Raw genomic sequence first — 15,152 nt, 5'->3', positions numbered from 1 at the left:
CTCGGCTCCTCTCGACGGCGGCGACGGTGCCCATGGTGCCGCTGCGCGGGGCTTTTCCCCACCCCGCCCCACCCCGCCCCTTCCCCGACGCTCCGGACCGGCAGTTCCGCGGCGACCACCGGCGGGCGGTGGTACCGGGATTCCCGGAAGGGAACGGCCGACCCCTGGCGCTCGCCGAAGGCCCGGCCGCCGCCGGGCGGCGAAAAGGCTGGTGTGCGGGGCCGACGGGACCGGGTAACGTCTTTGTCATGTTCTTCCAGACGCCGATTTACGAGTGAGAGCGTGATGGGCCCCCGCTGACGTCCTTCGACGTCGCCGCCCGTCCCCCACCGATGAATCCTTAGATCACTTCGCATTTATTACCGGGAGAACCCGTGACCGACAGCAAGAACATCAACAACCCCGTGGGCCAGGGCGGCGGCCAGCGCAAGAAGCTGTCCCGCGCCGAACGGCAGAACAACGGTCCGCACCGCAACCTCGACCGCCAGGGCGCCGCCGCCCAGAAGGCGGAGCTGGTGCGCAAGATGCGCGAGAAGGCAGGCGTGGCCAAGGGCGCCGGGCAGGCGGGCGACGACACCGCGCAGAGCTGACGCGCCGCCGCCGCGGGGCGGCACCGCACGGGGCAGGGCCCGGACCGCGACGCGCGGTCCGGGCCCTGCCGCCGCATCGGGGCTCTGCGTCGGCGGCCCGCCCGAGCGCGGTCGTCGCCCACGCGGCGGAGCCGCACATCGGCTGGGGGCACCTCTGGGGGCACCCTCAGAGGTAGCCGGGGGAGGGAAGGGGCGGGGCCGGGGAACAAGCTCGCGCGGCGGCACCCCGCCGTACCCGCCCGCCCGCACACCCCCTACCGCAACGGCCACCGAGGATCGATCACCGCCCCCGCGTCCCCCTTGCGCCGCAACCATTCCTGGAACGACGCCGCCCACTCCCCGTACCACCGCTCCTGATCCCGGTGCAGCTCACCCAGCTCCCGCCGCGCCGTCTCGGGATACCGCGAGGCGATCGCCAGGGCCACCCGGACCGCCGCGAGCGCGTCCGCGCCCGCCTCGTGGGCGTCGTCCAGGGCCACGCCGTACACCCCGCAGACCGCCTCCAGGGTGCGCTTGCCCTTGCGGTAGCGGTCGACGGCGCGGTCGATCGTGTACGGGTCGACGACCGGGCCCGTCTCGCCGGGCGGCGCGCCGGACTCCGCCAGCCGCTCCCGCAGGGACGGCAGGCCGTACCGCCGCAGCTCCGCCGCCAGCAGCGACAGGTCGAAGCAGGCGTTGTACGCGACGACGGGCGCGCCCGTGGCCCAGTGGGCGGCGAGGGTGGCCGCTATCTCCTCGACCACCTCGCGGGCCGGTCTGCCGAGCGCCGCGCGCTCGGTCGTGACGCCGTGGACGGCGGCGGCCTCGGCCGGGACGGGAACGCCCGGATCGGCCAGCCACTCCCGGCGGCCGACGACCTCGCCGGCCTTGGTCTCGACGACGGCGGCCGTGACGATGCGCGCCTCGGTGGGGTCCGTGCCCGTCGTCTCCAGATCGAATCCGATCAGCGGCCCCTGATGCCACCCCATGGCGCTCCCCCTTCGTGGTGCTTCCCCCGACTGGTCCCCAGCGTCGCACGCCCCACTGACAACGCCCCACGACCTGTCAGGGGCACCGGCCGCCACGGGAGTCCCGTACCGGCCGCCACGGGAGTCCGTACCGGCTGCCACGGGAGTTCCGTAGCGACCGCCCCGGGAGGCCCGTAACGGCCGCCCCGGGGGTCCCGAGCGGGCCCCCGGAAAGGCCCTCAGGAGACCGGCCGCGAGTCCGCCCACACGCTCTCGAACTCCTCGCGGTAGGTCTCGAAGAGGCCGTGCGTGCCGTCGTCGGGGTTCCGGTTGTCCCGCAGGACGTTGCCGCCGCCGCGGAGCACCAGCACCGGCGCCTCCATGCCCCGGGCCTTGCGCAGGTAGGACTGGACGACGGCCAGGCCGTCCGAGCCGTCGCCGTTGACGAGGTAGGCGGTGAAGCGCGGTGTCTCGTCGAAGACCCGGATCTCGAAGGCCGCGGTGTCCCGCAGCCGGTCCCGCACCCGCCGCATGTGCATGATGTTCATCTCGACGGACCGGCTCATCTCGCCCTTCTTGATCCCCAGTTCCCGCTCGCGCCGGCGGACGGCGCTGCTGGCGGGGTTGAGGAAGAGCAGCCGGGCCCGGCAGCCGGACTCGGCGAGGCGGACGAGCCGCCGGCCCGAGTAGTTCTGGACGAGGAGGTTCAGACCTATGCCCACCGCGTCGAGGCGGCGGGCGCTGCCGAAGAGGTCCTCCACGGGCAGCTGCCGCTGGAGACGGACCCGGTCGGGGTGGACGCCCACCACATCGGCGTAGCGGTCGCCGACGAGGTCCTCGACGGCGTCGATGGGCAGCCGGTCGGCCGAGGGCGCGCCGGCGCCGGTGCCGCCGCCGAGGATGTTCAGCAGCCGGGCCGAGGCGCGCTCGGCCTGCGCGAGGACCGTCTCGGACAGCGCGCGGTTGCGGGAGACGACGTTGCGGGTGACCTCCAGCTCGTCCAGCGCCAGCTCCAGCTCGCGCCGGTCGTCCAGGTACGGCTCGAAGCACGGCCAGTGCTGGACGAGCAGCTCGCGGAGCTGCGGCAGGGTCAGGAAGCTGAGGACGTTGTCGTCGGCCGGGTCGAGGAGATAGCCCTTGCGGCGGCTGACCTCCCGGACCGCGACGGCGCGCTGCACCCACTCCTGGCCGGCCGGGCCGGCCGCGGCGACCACCCATTCGTCCTCGCCGTGCACCGGTTCGTAGACCGGCCGCAGCACGGCGGCGACGACGGCGCGCAGCCGTTGTTCGACGAGATTCAGCCAGATGTAGGCACGCCCGGCCCGCCGCGCGCGGGTGCGTACCTCTCCCCACGCGTCGGCGTCCCAGTCCAGTGCCGCGCCGATCTCCATCGGCCGCGCCACGGAGACCGCGCCGGGTGGTGCGTCGGCCGAACCGTCTCCCCCGGGACAACTGTCTCCAGAGGGCAGCTCCAGCCCGCCCGAGCTCACCAGTGCACCGCCTTCCGCCCCCGTCCAACGATCAAGGCAGACTACTGTGCGGGCGGCGGCCCCTGCACCCGGACGCGAAGGGTCCTCCACCAACTCTCCCGTCCTTCGTCGGTGTTGTCCCGGGCCCGCGCGGCGGGAGTGAGCCGTTTCATAGCGGCAGGTCCACGACGGTTCCCCGGGCGGGCCGGTGACGGGCCGTCGGCGGAGGGGAGGGGCGGCCGTGCCGGGTGGGGCGGAACCGGCCGGTCAGCGGCCGGTACGGGCCAGTCACCCGGTCGGACGAGCCGAAGGGAGCCGTGGGTGCGCTCCTTTTGGGGAAGATCTGCCGAAAGGGCGGCTCAAGGACTTCGGTTGGGGGAAGATGCCGGTTCGGTCCCGAGCATCCCCTTACGACGAACGGGAAGAGTCGACTCATGCAGGTCTGGCCGGGACAGGCGTACCCCCTCGGCGCCACCTACGACGGCGCCGGCACCAACTTCGCGGTCTTCTCCGAGGCCGCCGAGCGGATCGAGCTGTGCCTGCTGCACGACGACGGCTCGGAGACGGCGGTGGAGCTCCGGGAGAGCGACGCGTTCGTACGGCACGCCTATCTGCCGGGCGTCATGCCCGGTCAGCGGTACGGCTTCCGGGCGCACGGCCCGTACGAGCCGGAGCGCGGGCACCGCTGCAACTCCGCCAAGCTGCTGCTCGATCCGTACGCGCGGGCGGTGAGCGGGCAGGTCGACTGGGGCGAGGCGGTCTACGGCTACCACTTCGGGCGCCCGGAGAAGCGCAATGACATGGACTCGGCGCCGCACATGATGACGTCGGTGGTGGTCAATCCGTACTTCGACTGGAGCGACGACCGGCCGCCGCGGACGGACTATCACCGTACGGTCATCTACGAGGCCCATGTGAAGGGTCTGACGATGTGCCACCCGGCGCTGCCGGAGGAGATCCGGGGGACGTACGCGGCCCTGGCGCACCCGGCGGTCATCGAGCACCTGACCGAGCTGGGCGTGACGGCGATCGAGCTGATGCCGGTCCATCAGTTCGTGCACGACCACCGGCTGGTGGACGCGGGCCTGGCCAACTACTGGGGCTACAACACCATCGGGTTCTTCGCCCCGCACAACGCCTACGCCTCCTGGGGCGACCGCGGCCAGCAGGTGCTGGAGTTCAAGTCGGCCGTGCGGGCGCTGCACGCGGCGGGCATCGAGGTCATTCTGGATGTGGTCTACAACCACACGGCGGAGGGCAGCCATCTGGGGCCGACGCTCTCCTTCCGGGGGCTGGACAACGCCTCGTACTACCGGCTGGCGGAGGATCCGCGCTATTACACGGACACGACGGGCACCGGCAATTCCCTGCTGATGCGCAGCCCGCACGTCCTCCAGCTGATCATGGACTCGCTGCGCTACTGGGTGACCGAGATGCGTGTGGACGGGTTCCGGTTCGATCTGGCGGCGACGCTGGCCCGGCAGTTCCACGAGGTGGACCGGCTGTCGTCGTTCTTCGACCTGGTGCAGCAGGACCCGGTCGTCAGCCAGGTGAAGCTGATCGCCGAGCCGTGGGACGTCGGGGAGGGCGGCTATCAGGTGGGGAACTTCCCTCCCCTGTGGGCCGAGTGGAACGGCAAATTTCGGGATACGTCCCGGGATCTGTGGCGTGGGGAGCCCGCGACCCTGGCCGAGTTCGGCTCCCGCCTGACCGGCTCCTCCGACCTCTACCAGGGCGACGGCCGGCGGCCCCTGGCCTCCATCAACTTCGTCACCTGCCACGACGGCTTCACCCTGCACGACCTCGTCTCGTACAACGACAAGCGCAACGACGCCAACGGCGAGCAGAACCGCGACGGCGAGAGCCACAACCGCTCCTGGAACTGCGGGGTGGAGGGCGAGAGCGACGACCCCGCCGTGCTCGGCCTGCGGGAGCGTCAGATGCGCAATTTCACCGCCACCCTGATGCTGTCGCAGGGCGTGCCGATGCTCAGCCACGGCGACGAGTTCGCGCGCACCCAGCTCGGCAACAACAACGCCTATTGCCAGGACAGCGAGATCTCCTGGGTGCGCTGGCCGCACCCCTCGGACGGCTCCTCCGCCCGCGCGCGCCGGATGCTGGACTTCACCCGGGCCATGGTCTGGCTCCGCCGGGACCACCCCGTCTTCCGGCGCCGCCGCTTCTTCCACGGCCGCCCGGTGCAGGGCACCCACGACGAGCTCTCGGACATCGCGTGGTTCACCCATGAGGGGGACGAGATGCGCGAGCACGACTGGCACGCCTCGCACGCCAAGTCCCTGACGGTCTTCCTCAACGGCGGCGCGATCTCCGAGCCGGGCCCGCGCGGCGAGCCGATCGTCGACGACTCGTTCCTGCTGATGTTCAACGCGCACGACGCCCCGCTGGACTTCGTGGTGCCCGTGGACCACGGCCGGCAGTGGCAGGTCGTGGTGGACACCGCCCGCCCGCGCGGGGTGGAGACCGACGGGCCCAAGGTCCAGGCCGGCGACCGGCTGACGCTCACGGACCGCAGCCTGACGGTGTTGCAGCGCCCGGCGTAGTCCGCCGCGACAACGGCGCCCGTAGTGGGTACGTACGTTCCCATGACCCCCGACACCGCCGCGCCGCCGACCGCCACCTACCGGCTCCAGCTCCAGCCCGGCTTCCCCTTCCGGGCCGCCGAGCGGGCCGTGCCCCACCTCGCCGCCCTCGGCGTGTCGCACCTGCACCTCTCTCCCGTGCTGGAGGCCGTGCCGGGCTCCAGCCACGGCTACGACGTGACCGACCACTCGGCCGTGCGCGCGGAGCTGGGCGGCGAGGAGGGCCTGCGGGCCCTGGCCCGGACCGCCCGGGCGCACGGGCTCGGCCTCGTCCTCGACATCGTCCCCAACCACATGGCCCTGCCGGCGTCCGTGCGGCTGAACGCCCCGCTGTGGCGGGTGCTGCGCGACGGACCCGCCTCCCCGTACGCCCGCTGGTTCGACATCGACTGGTCGGAGCACGGCGGGAAGGTGCTGCTGCCGGTGCTGGCCGGGCGGCTCGGTGCGGAGCTGGCGCACTTCCGGGTGGAACGCGCGCCGGGCGGCGGGGCCGGCGCCGAGGACGTCCTGCGCTACCGCGACCACGTCCTGCCGCTGCGGCCCGGCTCCGAGCGGCTGCCGCTGCCCGAGCTGCTGGACGCCCAGTGGTACCGGCCGGCCTGGTGGCGGCTGGCCCGGACGGAGCTGAACTACCGGCGCTTCTTCACCGTCTCCCAGCTGATCGCGGTCCGTGTGGAGGACCCCGAGGTCTTCGACGCCACCCACGCCAAGGTGGTCCAGCTGCTGCGCGAGGGCGTGCTCGACGGGCTGCGCGTCGACCACCCCGACGGGCTCGCCGACCCGGCCGGCTATCTGCGCAGGCTCGCCGAGGCCGCCGGGGGCCGCTGGACGGTGGTGGAGAAGATCCTCAGCGGGGACGAGCGGCTGCCCGCCGGCTGGCCGGTGGCCGGGACGACCGGCTATGACGCCCTCCGCCACCTCGACGGCCTGTTCGTCGACCCGGAGGGCGCCGCCGAGCTCGGCGTCCGCTACCGCGCCTTCACCGGCCTGCCGCCCGACCGGGGCGGCGACTGGCCCGCCACACAGCGCCGCGCCGCGTACAAGGTGATCACCCATGAGCTCGCCGCCGAGGTGGAGCGGCTGGTGCGCACCGCCGGCCGGATCTGCGAGACCTCGCCACCGCTGCGCGACCACGCCCCCTGGGCGCTGCGCACCGCCCTGCGCGAGATCCTCGTCCGGCTGCCCGTCTACCGGCCCTACGCGATCCCGGGGCGGCCCGTCGCCCCCGTGGACGCCGCGCTGCTGGACCAGGCCGCGCAGGGGGCGCGGACGGCCTTCGCCGTGCCGGAGGAGGCCGCGGTGGTCGAAACCGTCCGGGACGCCGCCCTGGGCCGTCTGGGGACCGGGCCGGAGCACCGGGACTTCTGCGCCCGGTTCGCCCAGACCGCGTCCGCGCTGCGCGCCAAGTCGGTGGAGGACACCGCCTTCTACCGGCACGCGCCCCTGCTGTCGGCCACGGAGGTCGGCGGCGTCCCCGACCGGCCCGCCGTGTCGCCCGACGGCTTCCACGCCTACTGCGCCCGGATCCAGCGCGACTGGCCGGCCACCGGCACGGTCCTGTCCACGCACGACACCAAGCGCAGCGCCGACCTGCGGGCCCGGATCACCGCCCTGAGCGAGTTCCCGCACCGGTGGGGCGAGCTGATGGACAAGGTGACGAGCGGATCCGGTGGGGAGGCCGGGGTGGCCGCGCCCGACGCGCATGTGGCGTGGCTGGCCTGGCAGAGCGTCTTCGGGCTCGGTTCCCCCGACCCGGAGCGGCTCGCCCCCGCCCTGCTGAAGAGCGTCCGGGAGGCCGGGCTGCGCACCACGTGGACCGAGCCGGACACCGCGTACGAGGCGGCCGTGGAGGCGTACGCGGCGGCGGGGCCCTGCGGCCCGGCACACGTGGAGCTCGGACCGCTGGAGGAGGAGCTGGCCCCGGCCGTCCGGGCCAACACGCTGGGCGCGGCACTGCTGCACCTGACCATGCCGGGGGTGCCGGAGGTGTACATGGGCACCGAACGGCTGCGCACCGCCCTGGTCGACCCCGACAACCGGCGGGTGCCGGACTTCCCCGGCGCCGAGCCCACCGGGCTGTCCGCCGAGAAGCTGCGGCTGACGGGGATCGCGCTGCGGCTGCGCCGGGCGCACCCGGACTGGTTCGGCGCCGACGGCTCGTACCACCCGCTGACCGCCCTCGGTCCGGCCGCCGGGCACTGCGTGGCGTTCGTCCGGTCCGGGGCCGCCGTGTCCGTCGCGACCCGGCTGCGCGGGCGGCTCGCGGAGGCGGGCGGCTGGCGGGGGACGACCCTGGAGCTGCCGGGCGGCGGCCGCTGGCGGGAGCTGCTGACGGACCGTGCCGTGGCGGGGCGGGTGGCGCTGGCGGAGCTGCTGGAGGGCTATCCGGTGGCGTTGCTGGTGCGGGTCTGAGTGGTTGGTTCCGGGGTGGTGGTGCGGGTCTGAGCGGCCGGCTCCGGGCTGCTCGTACGGGTCTGAGTGGTTGGTTCAGGGGCGCTGGTGTGGGCTTGAGCGGTTGGTTCCGGTGCGCTGGTGTGGGCCCGACCGGTCGGTTCCGGTGTGCTCGTACGGGCCCGAGCGGTCGGTTCCGGGAAGGCCAGCTCCTGGCAGAGGCCGACGAAGGCGGCCGTGGTGCCGGTGAGCTCGACACGCGAGAAGGCCGTCTGCTCGCGCCGCCAGGGCGGGTCGACGGGGAGGACGACGGCGCCGGGCACGTCACGGGCCATATGGACGGGGGCGGCGACCAGCCCCAGCCCGGAGACGGCCATCCGTACGGCCGTGGAGGAGTGCTCGGTCCACACGGCGGTGCGGGGCGCGAAGCCGCCCCGGGCACAGACCCAGTCCAGCCAGCGCCGCCCCTGGACCACCGGTTCGAGCGCGCAGCGCACCCACGCCCGGTCGGCGAGGGAGGCCACCGACACGGGCCCGCCGGTCCGGGCGAGGGGGTCACCGGCGTGGGTGATCAGGGCGATGTCCTCCATGCCCAGGGAGACGACGGGACCGGCCCAGTCCTCGGGGCGGGGGCCGACCGCGATGTCGGCCACGCCGCGCTCCATGTGGTCGCGCAGCTCCTCGGTGGTCGCGTACTCGTGGAGGTGGAGCCGGACGGCCGGGTGGGCGCCGCGCCAGCGGGCGAAGACCGGGGGCAGGACGCCCACGGCGAGCGCGTGCAGCGAGGCGATGTGCAGCTCGCCGCCGGCCGCCCCCGCGGCGGCTTTGGCGGCGCGCCGGGCCTGTTCGGCGCTGCGCACCGCGAGTTCGGCGTGCGGCAGATAGGCGCGGCCCATGGGGGTGAGGCCGATGCCCCGGGGGCGCCGCTCCAGCAGCGGGCCGCCGACCTCCCGCTCCAGGGCCTTGATCTGGTGGGAGAGCGCGGACTGGGTGACGTTCAGCGTCTCGGCGGCGCGGGTGAAGGACTCCTCCTCGACCACCGCGACGAGGTACTCCATCTGCCGCAGGCTCATGTGTTCTCCTTGCCGGGACGGACGACGAGGGCCGACGAGCGGGCCATGAAGAACCATCATCGACCCGATCGAAACATTGCGTTGGACTCATAATCCCTGACGGCGCAGGGTGAAGCCATGGCTGAAACACGTGAGTACGCGACAGATGTCCTCGTCATCGGCGGCGGGACCGGGGGCTACAGCACCGCACTGCGGGCCGCCGCCCTGGGACTCGACGTCGTCCTCGCGGAGCGCGATCTGGTCGGCGGGACCTGTCTGCACCGGGGCTGCATCCCGAGCAAGGCGATGCTGCACGCGGCGGAGCTGGTCGACGGCATCGCGGAGGCGCGCGAGCGCTGGGGAGTCAAGGCGACGCTGGACTCCGTCGACTGGTCAGCGCTCACCGCGACCCGCGACGACATCGTCTCCCGCAACCACCGGGGCGTGGAGGGGCACCTCGCGCACGCCGGGGTGCGGGTGGTGCGGGGTTCGGCGTCGCTGACGGGGCCGCGGACGGTGCGGATCGACTCCGGCGCCGAGGCGGGCGCCGTGTGGACCGCCCGGCGCGGCGTCGTACTGGCCACGGGCTCGCGGCCGCGTACGCTGCCCGGCCTGGAGCCCGACGGCCACCGGGTCGTGACCAGTGACGACGCCCTGTTCGCGCCGGGGCTGCCCGGCTCGGTGCTGGTGCTGGGCGGTGGCGCCATCGGCGTGGAGTACGCCTCGCTGCACCGGTCCATGGGCGCCGAGGTGACGCTGGTGGAGGCGGCCGACCGGCTGCTGCCGCTGGAGGACGCGGACGTCAGCCGCCATCTGACGCGGGGGCTGAAGAAGCGCGGCGTCGACGTGCGCGTGGGGGCCCGGCTGGAGGGCGCCGAGGTGCACGAGGGCGGGGTGCGGGCGACGGTCCGCGACGCCCGCGGGGAGCTCCGTACGGTGGCGGCCGAGCGGCTGCTGGTGGCCGTGGGCCGGGTGCCGGTCACGGACGGGCTGGGCCTGGCGGCGGCCGGGCTGGCCACGGACGCCCGGGGCTTCGTCGCCCCGGCCGACTGGTCGCGCCTGGAGACGTCCGTACCGGGCATCCATGTGGTGGGCGACCTGCTGCCGCCGCCGTCCCTGGGGCTGGCGCACGCCTCCTTCGCCGAGGGGCTGCTGGTCGCCGAGACACTGGCGGGCGGCTCGCCCCGGCCGGTGGACTACGCGGCCGTGCCGCGCGTCACCTACTCCAGCCCGCAGACGGCGTCCGTCGGCCTGTCCGAGGCCGAGGCCCGCGAGCGGGGGCACGAGGCCGAAGTGAACTCGATGCCGCTGACGGCCGTGGCGAAGGGCATGGTGCACGGCCAGGGCGGCCTGGTGAAGGTCGTCGCGGAGCGGGGCGGCGGCCGGGTGCTGGGCGTGCACCTGGTGGGCCCGAACGTCTCGGAGATGATCGCGGAGAGCCAGTTGATCGTGGGCTGGGACGCGGAGGCGACGGATGTGGCGCAGCACGTCCACGCGCATCCGACGCTGTCGGAGGCGGTGGGGGAGGTGTTCCTGTCGCTGGCGGGGCGGGGGTTGCATCAGCAGGGGTGAGATGAGGGTGCGGGGTGGGTGCCGCTGCGCGGGGCTCCGCCCCGGACCTCGGTCCTCAAGCGCCGGACGGGCTGAAATCAGCCCGTCCGGCGCTTGAGGACACCGCGCGTCAGCGCGGAAAGGGGGGCCCGGGGGCGAAGCTCCCGGTTCCGGGAAGGGGAGGGTAGGGGAAAAAGCTCCCCGCGGCAGCCCCCGCCTCACCGCGCAGCCACCCGCAACCCCTCCCCGTCACAAGACAGAACCTCCAGCTCCCGACCACCCCGCCCGGTCCCCGGGAACCACACCCGGAGCCGCCCGGCCCCCGACACCCGCCAGCACCCCCGCACGGACTCCTCCGCATCCCCCCTCCCCAGCGGATGGTCCACAAACACACCCCCCGTCAGAAACTCCATCCCCCTCCTTCCCCGCGCCGGCGGAAAGGGAAAATCCTCCGGCCGGTAGACCGTGGCCCCGGGGGAGTCCTCCTCGAAGGAGTGCACCCAGTGCCGGAGGAGACCCGCGGGCGGCTCGGTCCCGGTGTGGTCGTTCATGCCTCATCCGCCTCCGCCGTCGCCGGGAACACCAAGAAGCGGAATGGCCTCTGGCACTTGCCCCTGGATTGTGTGATGCCCATCACTTCTCCGGATGAATGGAGGCTACGGTAATCGGTATCGGGCCCGACTTCCCCCACCACAGCCGCGTCATGCGGCCATGCGAGGAGGTCCGGTGTGACCGAGAACCAGGAGACCACGCGTGCGGGCCGGTCGCCCGAGAATCTGCTGTGCGGAACCATGGAAGTGCACCGCCGGCTGCTCGACGAACAGCCCGGATACGCCGCCGCCCGCGTGGCGGTGGAGAACCGCGCCTTCGCCTACGAGCGGGGCGACGCGACCACGGCCCGCACCGGGGTGACCCGGATCCCCGTTGTCGTCCACGTCGTTTATCGCACCGGCGCGGAGAACATCTCCGACGCGCAGATCCTCAGCCAGCTCGACGCCCTCAACCGCGACTACCGCAAGCTCAACCCGGACGTCGCCCGGACCCCGGCCGTCTGGCAGCCGCTCACCGCCGACAGCAGGATCGAGTTCGCGCTCGCCACCCGCGACCCGGCCGGCCGGCCGACCACCGGCATCACCCGGACCCGTACCACGACGGCCGGCTTCGGCACCGACGACGCCGTGAAGTTCACCGCCCGGGGCGGCCACGACGCCTGGCCCGCCGACCGCTACCTGAACATGTGGGCGTGCGTGCTGCGCCGCGGCCTCCTGGGGTACGCCCAGTTCCCCGGCGGCCCGCCCGCCACGGACGGCGTGGTCATCCTGCACTCGGCCTTCGGCACCACCGGCACCGCCGCGGCCCCCTACGGCCTCGGGCGCACCGCCACCCATGAGGTCGGGCACTGGCTCAACCTCTTCCACATCTGGGGTGACGACGGCACAGGCTGCAGCGGCACCGACCACGTGGCCGACACCCCCAACCAGGGCGGGCCCAACTTCGGCAGTCCCGTCTTCCCGGTCGTCAGCTGCGGCAACGCCCCCGACGGCGACATGTTCATGAACTACATGGACTACACCGAGGACGCCGCGATGTTCATGTTCACCCAGGGCCAGGCCGCCCGGATGGACGCCACCCTCGACGGCCCGCGGTCCTCCTTCACGGAAGCGCCTGAGGCGGGGAGCCTGATCTGACGGCCAGAATCACTGAGGCCCCGAGCGACCGTTGTCGCCCGGGGCCTCAGTGATCGTTTGACGCCTCGGGGAGAATCCGGGGGGAATCAGCTCCCCGCCGGCTCGGCAGCGCACTGCGCCCCGTCCGCTCAGCGCAAGTCGAGCACCATCACGTCGTGAAGCGCGGCGCCATCCCACGGGCGCGCGTCGCCTACCTTGTGGTACCCCCAAGCCCGGTAGGCGGCCGATGCCGCCTTGCTGTCCGGGCGGACGTTGAGAAGTACACGCCCGGCCTCGGTGTCGCCGAGCACGGCGTCATGCAGTCGGCGGGCGATGCCGCGCCGGCGCCATGCGGGGCGCACGGCGAGTTCCATGAGTCCGAACGTCCGGCGCCCGTCCTCGTGGCGCACCGCCTCCGGAACCGGCTGGGCGAGTTGGTCCCACCATCCCGTGTTCGGGCCGAGGGGGTAGCCGTAGGCGATGCCGACCGGCTCGCCGGCCTCGGTGCGGGCGAGGGCGGCGCGGAAGGTGTTCTTGCGGGTCTGGGAGCGGAAGCGGCGGAACGTGGCGGCGACGTCGTCCCCGGTCTCGTAGTAGGGCGGTCCGGCGAACGCCTCGGCGTAGACCAGGCGGAACGCCTCCTCGGCCGCCGCCGCGGCCGAGCCGTCCAACCGCTCGACCACGATTGTCTCGTGCTCCGTCATATGGCGCTCCCTGCTGTCTCGTGGATGCGCATCGCGCAGTCGCGGGCTGTTGCGCTGTCTATGCGGGCGACGGCCCGCCGGAATACCGCCGTGCACGTCCCCACGTACGCGTCCTCGAAGGGCACACTCCGTGACCCCGCCCCGGCGTTCTTCCGTTCTAGTGGTCGTCGCAACACCCCAGCTCAGGGGATGCGATGGACCACCAGATCCGGGAGGACCGGAAGCCGCAGGGACGGAAGAGACTGACCGCTGAGCGGGCGGCATACTTCCAGCTCGTGCAGCAGGGTTACAGCAACAAAGAGGCATGCCGGATCGTGGGGATCAACCCGCGGACCGGCAAGGTGTGGCGCAACGGCCGCCGCGCCCACAAGGGCTTGTCGAAGGCGCGTCCCCCGGTCCACCGGGAGCCGTCTTCGGCAGGCCCTGGCCGCTATCTGCGGGAGTCCGAGCGCATCCACATCGCCGACCGGCTGCGCGAAAGGGCATCGATCCGGACCATCGCGGGCGAGCTGGGCCGCAGCCCCTCGACGATCAGCCGGGAGATACGCCGCAACGGCATGCCCCTGCGCGGGAACGCGTCCCGCTGGGCCTATCGTCCACACGCCGCACAGTCCCGGGCCGACGCCCGCCGACCCCGCCCGAAACCGGGAAGCTCGGCCAGAACCCCGAGCTGCGGGACTTCGTCCAGCGCCACCTCGAACGTCGCTGGAGCCCAGAGCAGATATGTCACGCTCTGCGGGCCCGCTTTCCCGACCGGCCGGAGATGCACGTGGCCCACGAGACGATCTGCCAAGCCCTCTACGTCCAGGGCCGCGGTGAACTCCGCCGCGAACTGACCCGTGCCCTGCGGACCGGACGTGCCATGCGTCGGCCGCACCGCCAGTCGGCCAAGCGACAGCCCCGCATGGCGAAGGACATGGTGATGATCAGCGAGCGTCCGCCGGAGGTCTCGGACCGCGCGGTCCCCGGCCACTGGGAGGGCGACCTGATCATCGGCAAGGCCCATAAGTCCGCCATCGGCACCCTCGTCGAGCGTTCCACCCGCTTCGTCGCCCTGGTCCACCTCCCCGACGGCCGCCAGCCCGCCCAGATGCGCGACGCGCTCATACAGGCCGTCTCCGCACTGCCCACTCAGCTCAAGCGCTCCCTCACCTGGGACCAGGGCTCCGAGATGCACCTGCACAAGGAGTTCAGCTCAGCCACCGACATGCCTGTCTACTTCTGCGACCCAGGCAGTCCCTGGCAGCGAGGCTCGAACGAGAACACCAACGGCCTGCTCCGGCAGTACTTCCCCAAGGGCACCGACCTCGCCCGCTACAGCCGTCAGGAACTGGACACCGTCGCGGCCGAGCTCAACAGCCGCCCACGCAAAACGCTCGGCTGGGAAACCCCAGCCGAGCGTCTCGCTAAGCTCCTGGCCACAGCCAGTTGATCACTGTGTTGCTACGACCCCTCGAATTCGCCGTTGGCGGTGCGGGGCCTATCCTTGCAGCCAGCCCCGCTATGGGCGCCTACGGCAGATAGACGCGCTGCCACTCCAGTGAGGACATGCTCTGTGCGGCGTCCGCAAGGGTGATGGCGGATTGCGTCTTGAGCTTGGCCCGAGTGGTGTCCACCCATTCCCGGGCATTGCTGTAGCCCTGCTCCAGGTACTCCAGTCCCTGAATCATGCATTCCAGCTTGTCGGCATCCCGCGCCACCATGACCTCGAGCGAGTCGCCCGTCTCGTACTCGTCGACGATGGCTTGAACGCCCGCCGCGACCGCAGGGTGGGCCTGTGAGACCTGGTCGGCGGTAACAGCTTCGTTCTTCGCCGCAGTCAGATAGCGCCGACCGATCCAGGGGATATCCCCGACCCGGGTCTCCTGGGTGTCATGGAATGTGCAGAGTAGAGCGACCCGCGCAGGGTCGGCGCCCTCCATCATCGCGAGCACAGAGCCGATGACGGCGGTGCGAAACGAGTGCTCGGCGATCGTTTCGGGGTCCTTCACGCCCGCGATCCACCAGCCGGATCGTTTCATGCGCTTCAGAGCGCCCATTTCCATCAGGTAGCTCACGGACCCCTTGGCATGCTGATCGTCAGTCATCCGGCCTGTCCTTTCGAATGGATCACGGGCTGCTCAGCCTTAGGGATCGCAGAGAATCAACGTGTTGCTTTCCTCTCTGACGCTCGTTGATGTG

The 15,152-nt window shown here is 72.5% G+C and carries 10 protein-coding genes and 1 pseudogene; 6 read left to right on the top strand and 5 right to left on the bottom strand.

Features of this window, described 5'->3' with window-relative positions; all coding sequences use genetic code 11:
- Window positions 1-374 precede the first annotated feature (374 nt).
- Window positions 375-590 carry a DUF6243 family protein gene (locus tag AF335_RS15510; protein ID WP_102918976.1) on the top strand — a complete coding sequence of 72 codons (216 nt, stop codon included), beginning with the start codon at window positions 375-377 and terminating at the stop codon, window positions 588-590.
- Between the two features lie 254 nt (window positions 591-844).
- Here the strand turns inward: AF335_RS15510 and AF335_RS15505 are convergent, their stop codons facing one another.
- Both AF335_RS15505 and AF335_RS15500 read right to left on the bottom strand, forming a co-directional pair.
- A complete protein-coding gene (locus tag AF335_RS15505) occupies window positions 845-1,558 on the bottom strand; it encodes a 3'-5' exonuclease (protein ID WP_102918975.1) in 714 nt (237 codons plus the stop codon).
- A gap of 218 nt (window positions 1,559-1,776) precedes the next feature.
- Window positions 1,777-3,027: an SAV2148 family HEPN domain-containing protein gene (locus tag AF335_RS15500; protein WP_102918974.1), complete on the bottom strand. Its 1,251-nt coding sequence runs from the start codon at window positions 3,025-3,027 to the stop codon at window positions 1,777-1,779.
- A 413-nt stretch (window positions 3,028-3,440) separates the two neighbouring features.
- Here AF335_RS15500 and glgX point away from each other — a divergent pair, with 413 nt between their 5' ends.
- A complete protein-coding gene (gene glgX, locus AF335_RS15495; RefSeq protein ID WP_102918973.1) occupies window positions 3,441-5,567 on the top strand; it encodes a glycogen debranching protein GlgX in 2,127 nt (708 codons plus the stop codon).
- A 42-nt stretch (window positions 5,568-5,609) separates the two neighbouring features.
- A complete protein-coding gene (treY, locus tag AF335_RS15490; RefSeq protein WP_102918972.1) occupies window positions 5,610-8,018 on the top strand; it encodes a malto-oligosyltrehalose synthase in 2,409 nt (802 codons plus the stop codon).
- On the opposite strand, the gene AF335_RS15485 is transcribed toward treY, so the two are convergent.
- Window positions 7,988-9,070 carry a LysR family transcriptional regulator gene (locus AF335_RS15485; RefSeq protein WP_102918971.1) on the bottom strand — a complete coding sequence of 361 codons (1,083 nt, stop codon included), beginning with the start codon at window positions 9,068-9,070 and terminating at the stop codon, window positions 7,988-7,990. The genes treY and AF335_RS15485 overlap by 31 nt on opposite strands.
- A gap of 117 nt (window positions 9,071-9,187) precedes the next feature.
- On the opposite strand from AF335_RS15485, the gene lpdA reads away from it, so the two are divergent.
- The gene (gene lpdA, locus AF335_RS15480) at window positions 9,188-10,621 is read left to right on the top strand and encodes a dihydrolipoyl dehydrogenase (RefSeq protein ID WP_102918970.1); all 1,434 of its coding nucleotides are present in this window, start codon (window positions 9,188-9,190) and stop codon (window positions 10,619-10,621) included.
- A gap of 707 nt (window positions 10,622-11,328) precedes the next feature.
- Window positions 11,329-12,288, top strand: coding sequence for a zinc metalloprotease (locus AF335_RS15470; protein WP_280524635.1), 960 nt, complete (start codon window positions 11,329-11,331; stop codon window positions 12,286-12,288).
- 128 nt (window positions 12,289-12,416) lie between these two features.
- Here AF335_RS15470 and AF335_RS15465 read toward each other — a convergent pair whose 3' ends face one another.
- Entirely contained in the window at window positions 12,417-12,971 is a 555-nt protein-coding gene (locus tag AF335_RS15465; RefSeq protein WP_102918968.1) for a GNAT family N-acetyltransferase, read from the bottom strand.
- Window positions 12,972-13,165: 194 nt separating this feature from the next.
- Between AF335_RS15465 and AF335_RS15460 the strand changes: the two are divergent.
- A pseudogene (locus AF335_RS15460) lies at window positions 13,166-14,403 on the top strand (IS30 family transposase).
- Between the two features lie 79 nt (window positions 14,404-14,482).
- Here the strand turns inward: AF335_RS15460 and AF335_RS15455 are convergent.
- Window positions 14,483-15,058 carry an HD domain-containing protein gene (locus AF335_RS15455; RefSeq protein WP_102918967.1) on the bottom strand — a complete coding sequence of 192 codons (576 nt, stop codon included), beginning with the start codon at window positions 15,056-15,058 and terminating at the stop codon, window positions 14,483-14,485.
- Between the last annotated feature and the right edge of the window lie 94 nt (window positions 15,059-15,152).

The organism is Streptomyces eurocidicus, from assembly GCF_002891295.1.
In the GTDB taxonomy this organism is placed as follows: Bacteria; Actinomycetota; Actinomycetes; order Streptomycetales; family Streptomycetaceae; genus Streptomyces; species Streptomyces eurocidicus.
Note: the sequence above shows the minus strand (reverse complement) of the source record. Positions and strands in the feature narration are given on the sequence as shown.

Excerpts from the sequence above, each read along its gene's own strand:
- AF335_RS15505 (WP_102918975.1), bottom strand. The coding sequence starts at position 1,558 with ATGGGGTGGCATCAGGGGCCGCTGATCGGATTCGATCTGGAGACGACG.
- glgX (WP_102918973.1), top strand. The coding sequence starts at position 3,441 with ATGCAGGTCTGGCCGGGACAGGCGTACCCCCTCGGCGCCACCTACGAC.
- treY (WP_102918972.1), top strand. The coding sequence starts at position 5,610 with ATGACCCCCGACACCGCCGCGCCGCCGACCGCCACCTACCGGCTCCAG.
- AF335_RS15485 (WP_102918971.1), bottom strand. The coding sequence starts at position 9,070 with ATGAGCCTGCGGCAGATGGAGTACCTCGTCGCGGTGGTCGAGGAGGAG.
- lpdA (WP_102918970.1), top strand. The coding sequence starts at position 9,188 with ATGGCTGAAACACGTGAGTACGCGACAGATGTCCTCGTCATCGGCGGC.
- AF335_RS15465 (WP_102918968.1), bottom strand. The coding sequence starts at position 12,971 with ATGACGGAGCACGAGACAATCGTGGTCGAGCGGTTGGACGGCTCGGCC.
- AF335_RS15455 (WP_102918967.1), bottom strand. The coding sequence starts at position 15,058 with ATGACTGACGATCAGCATGCCAAGGGGTCCGTGAGCTACCTGATGGAA.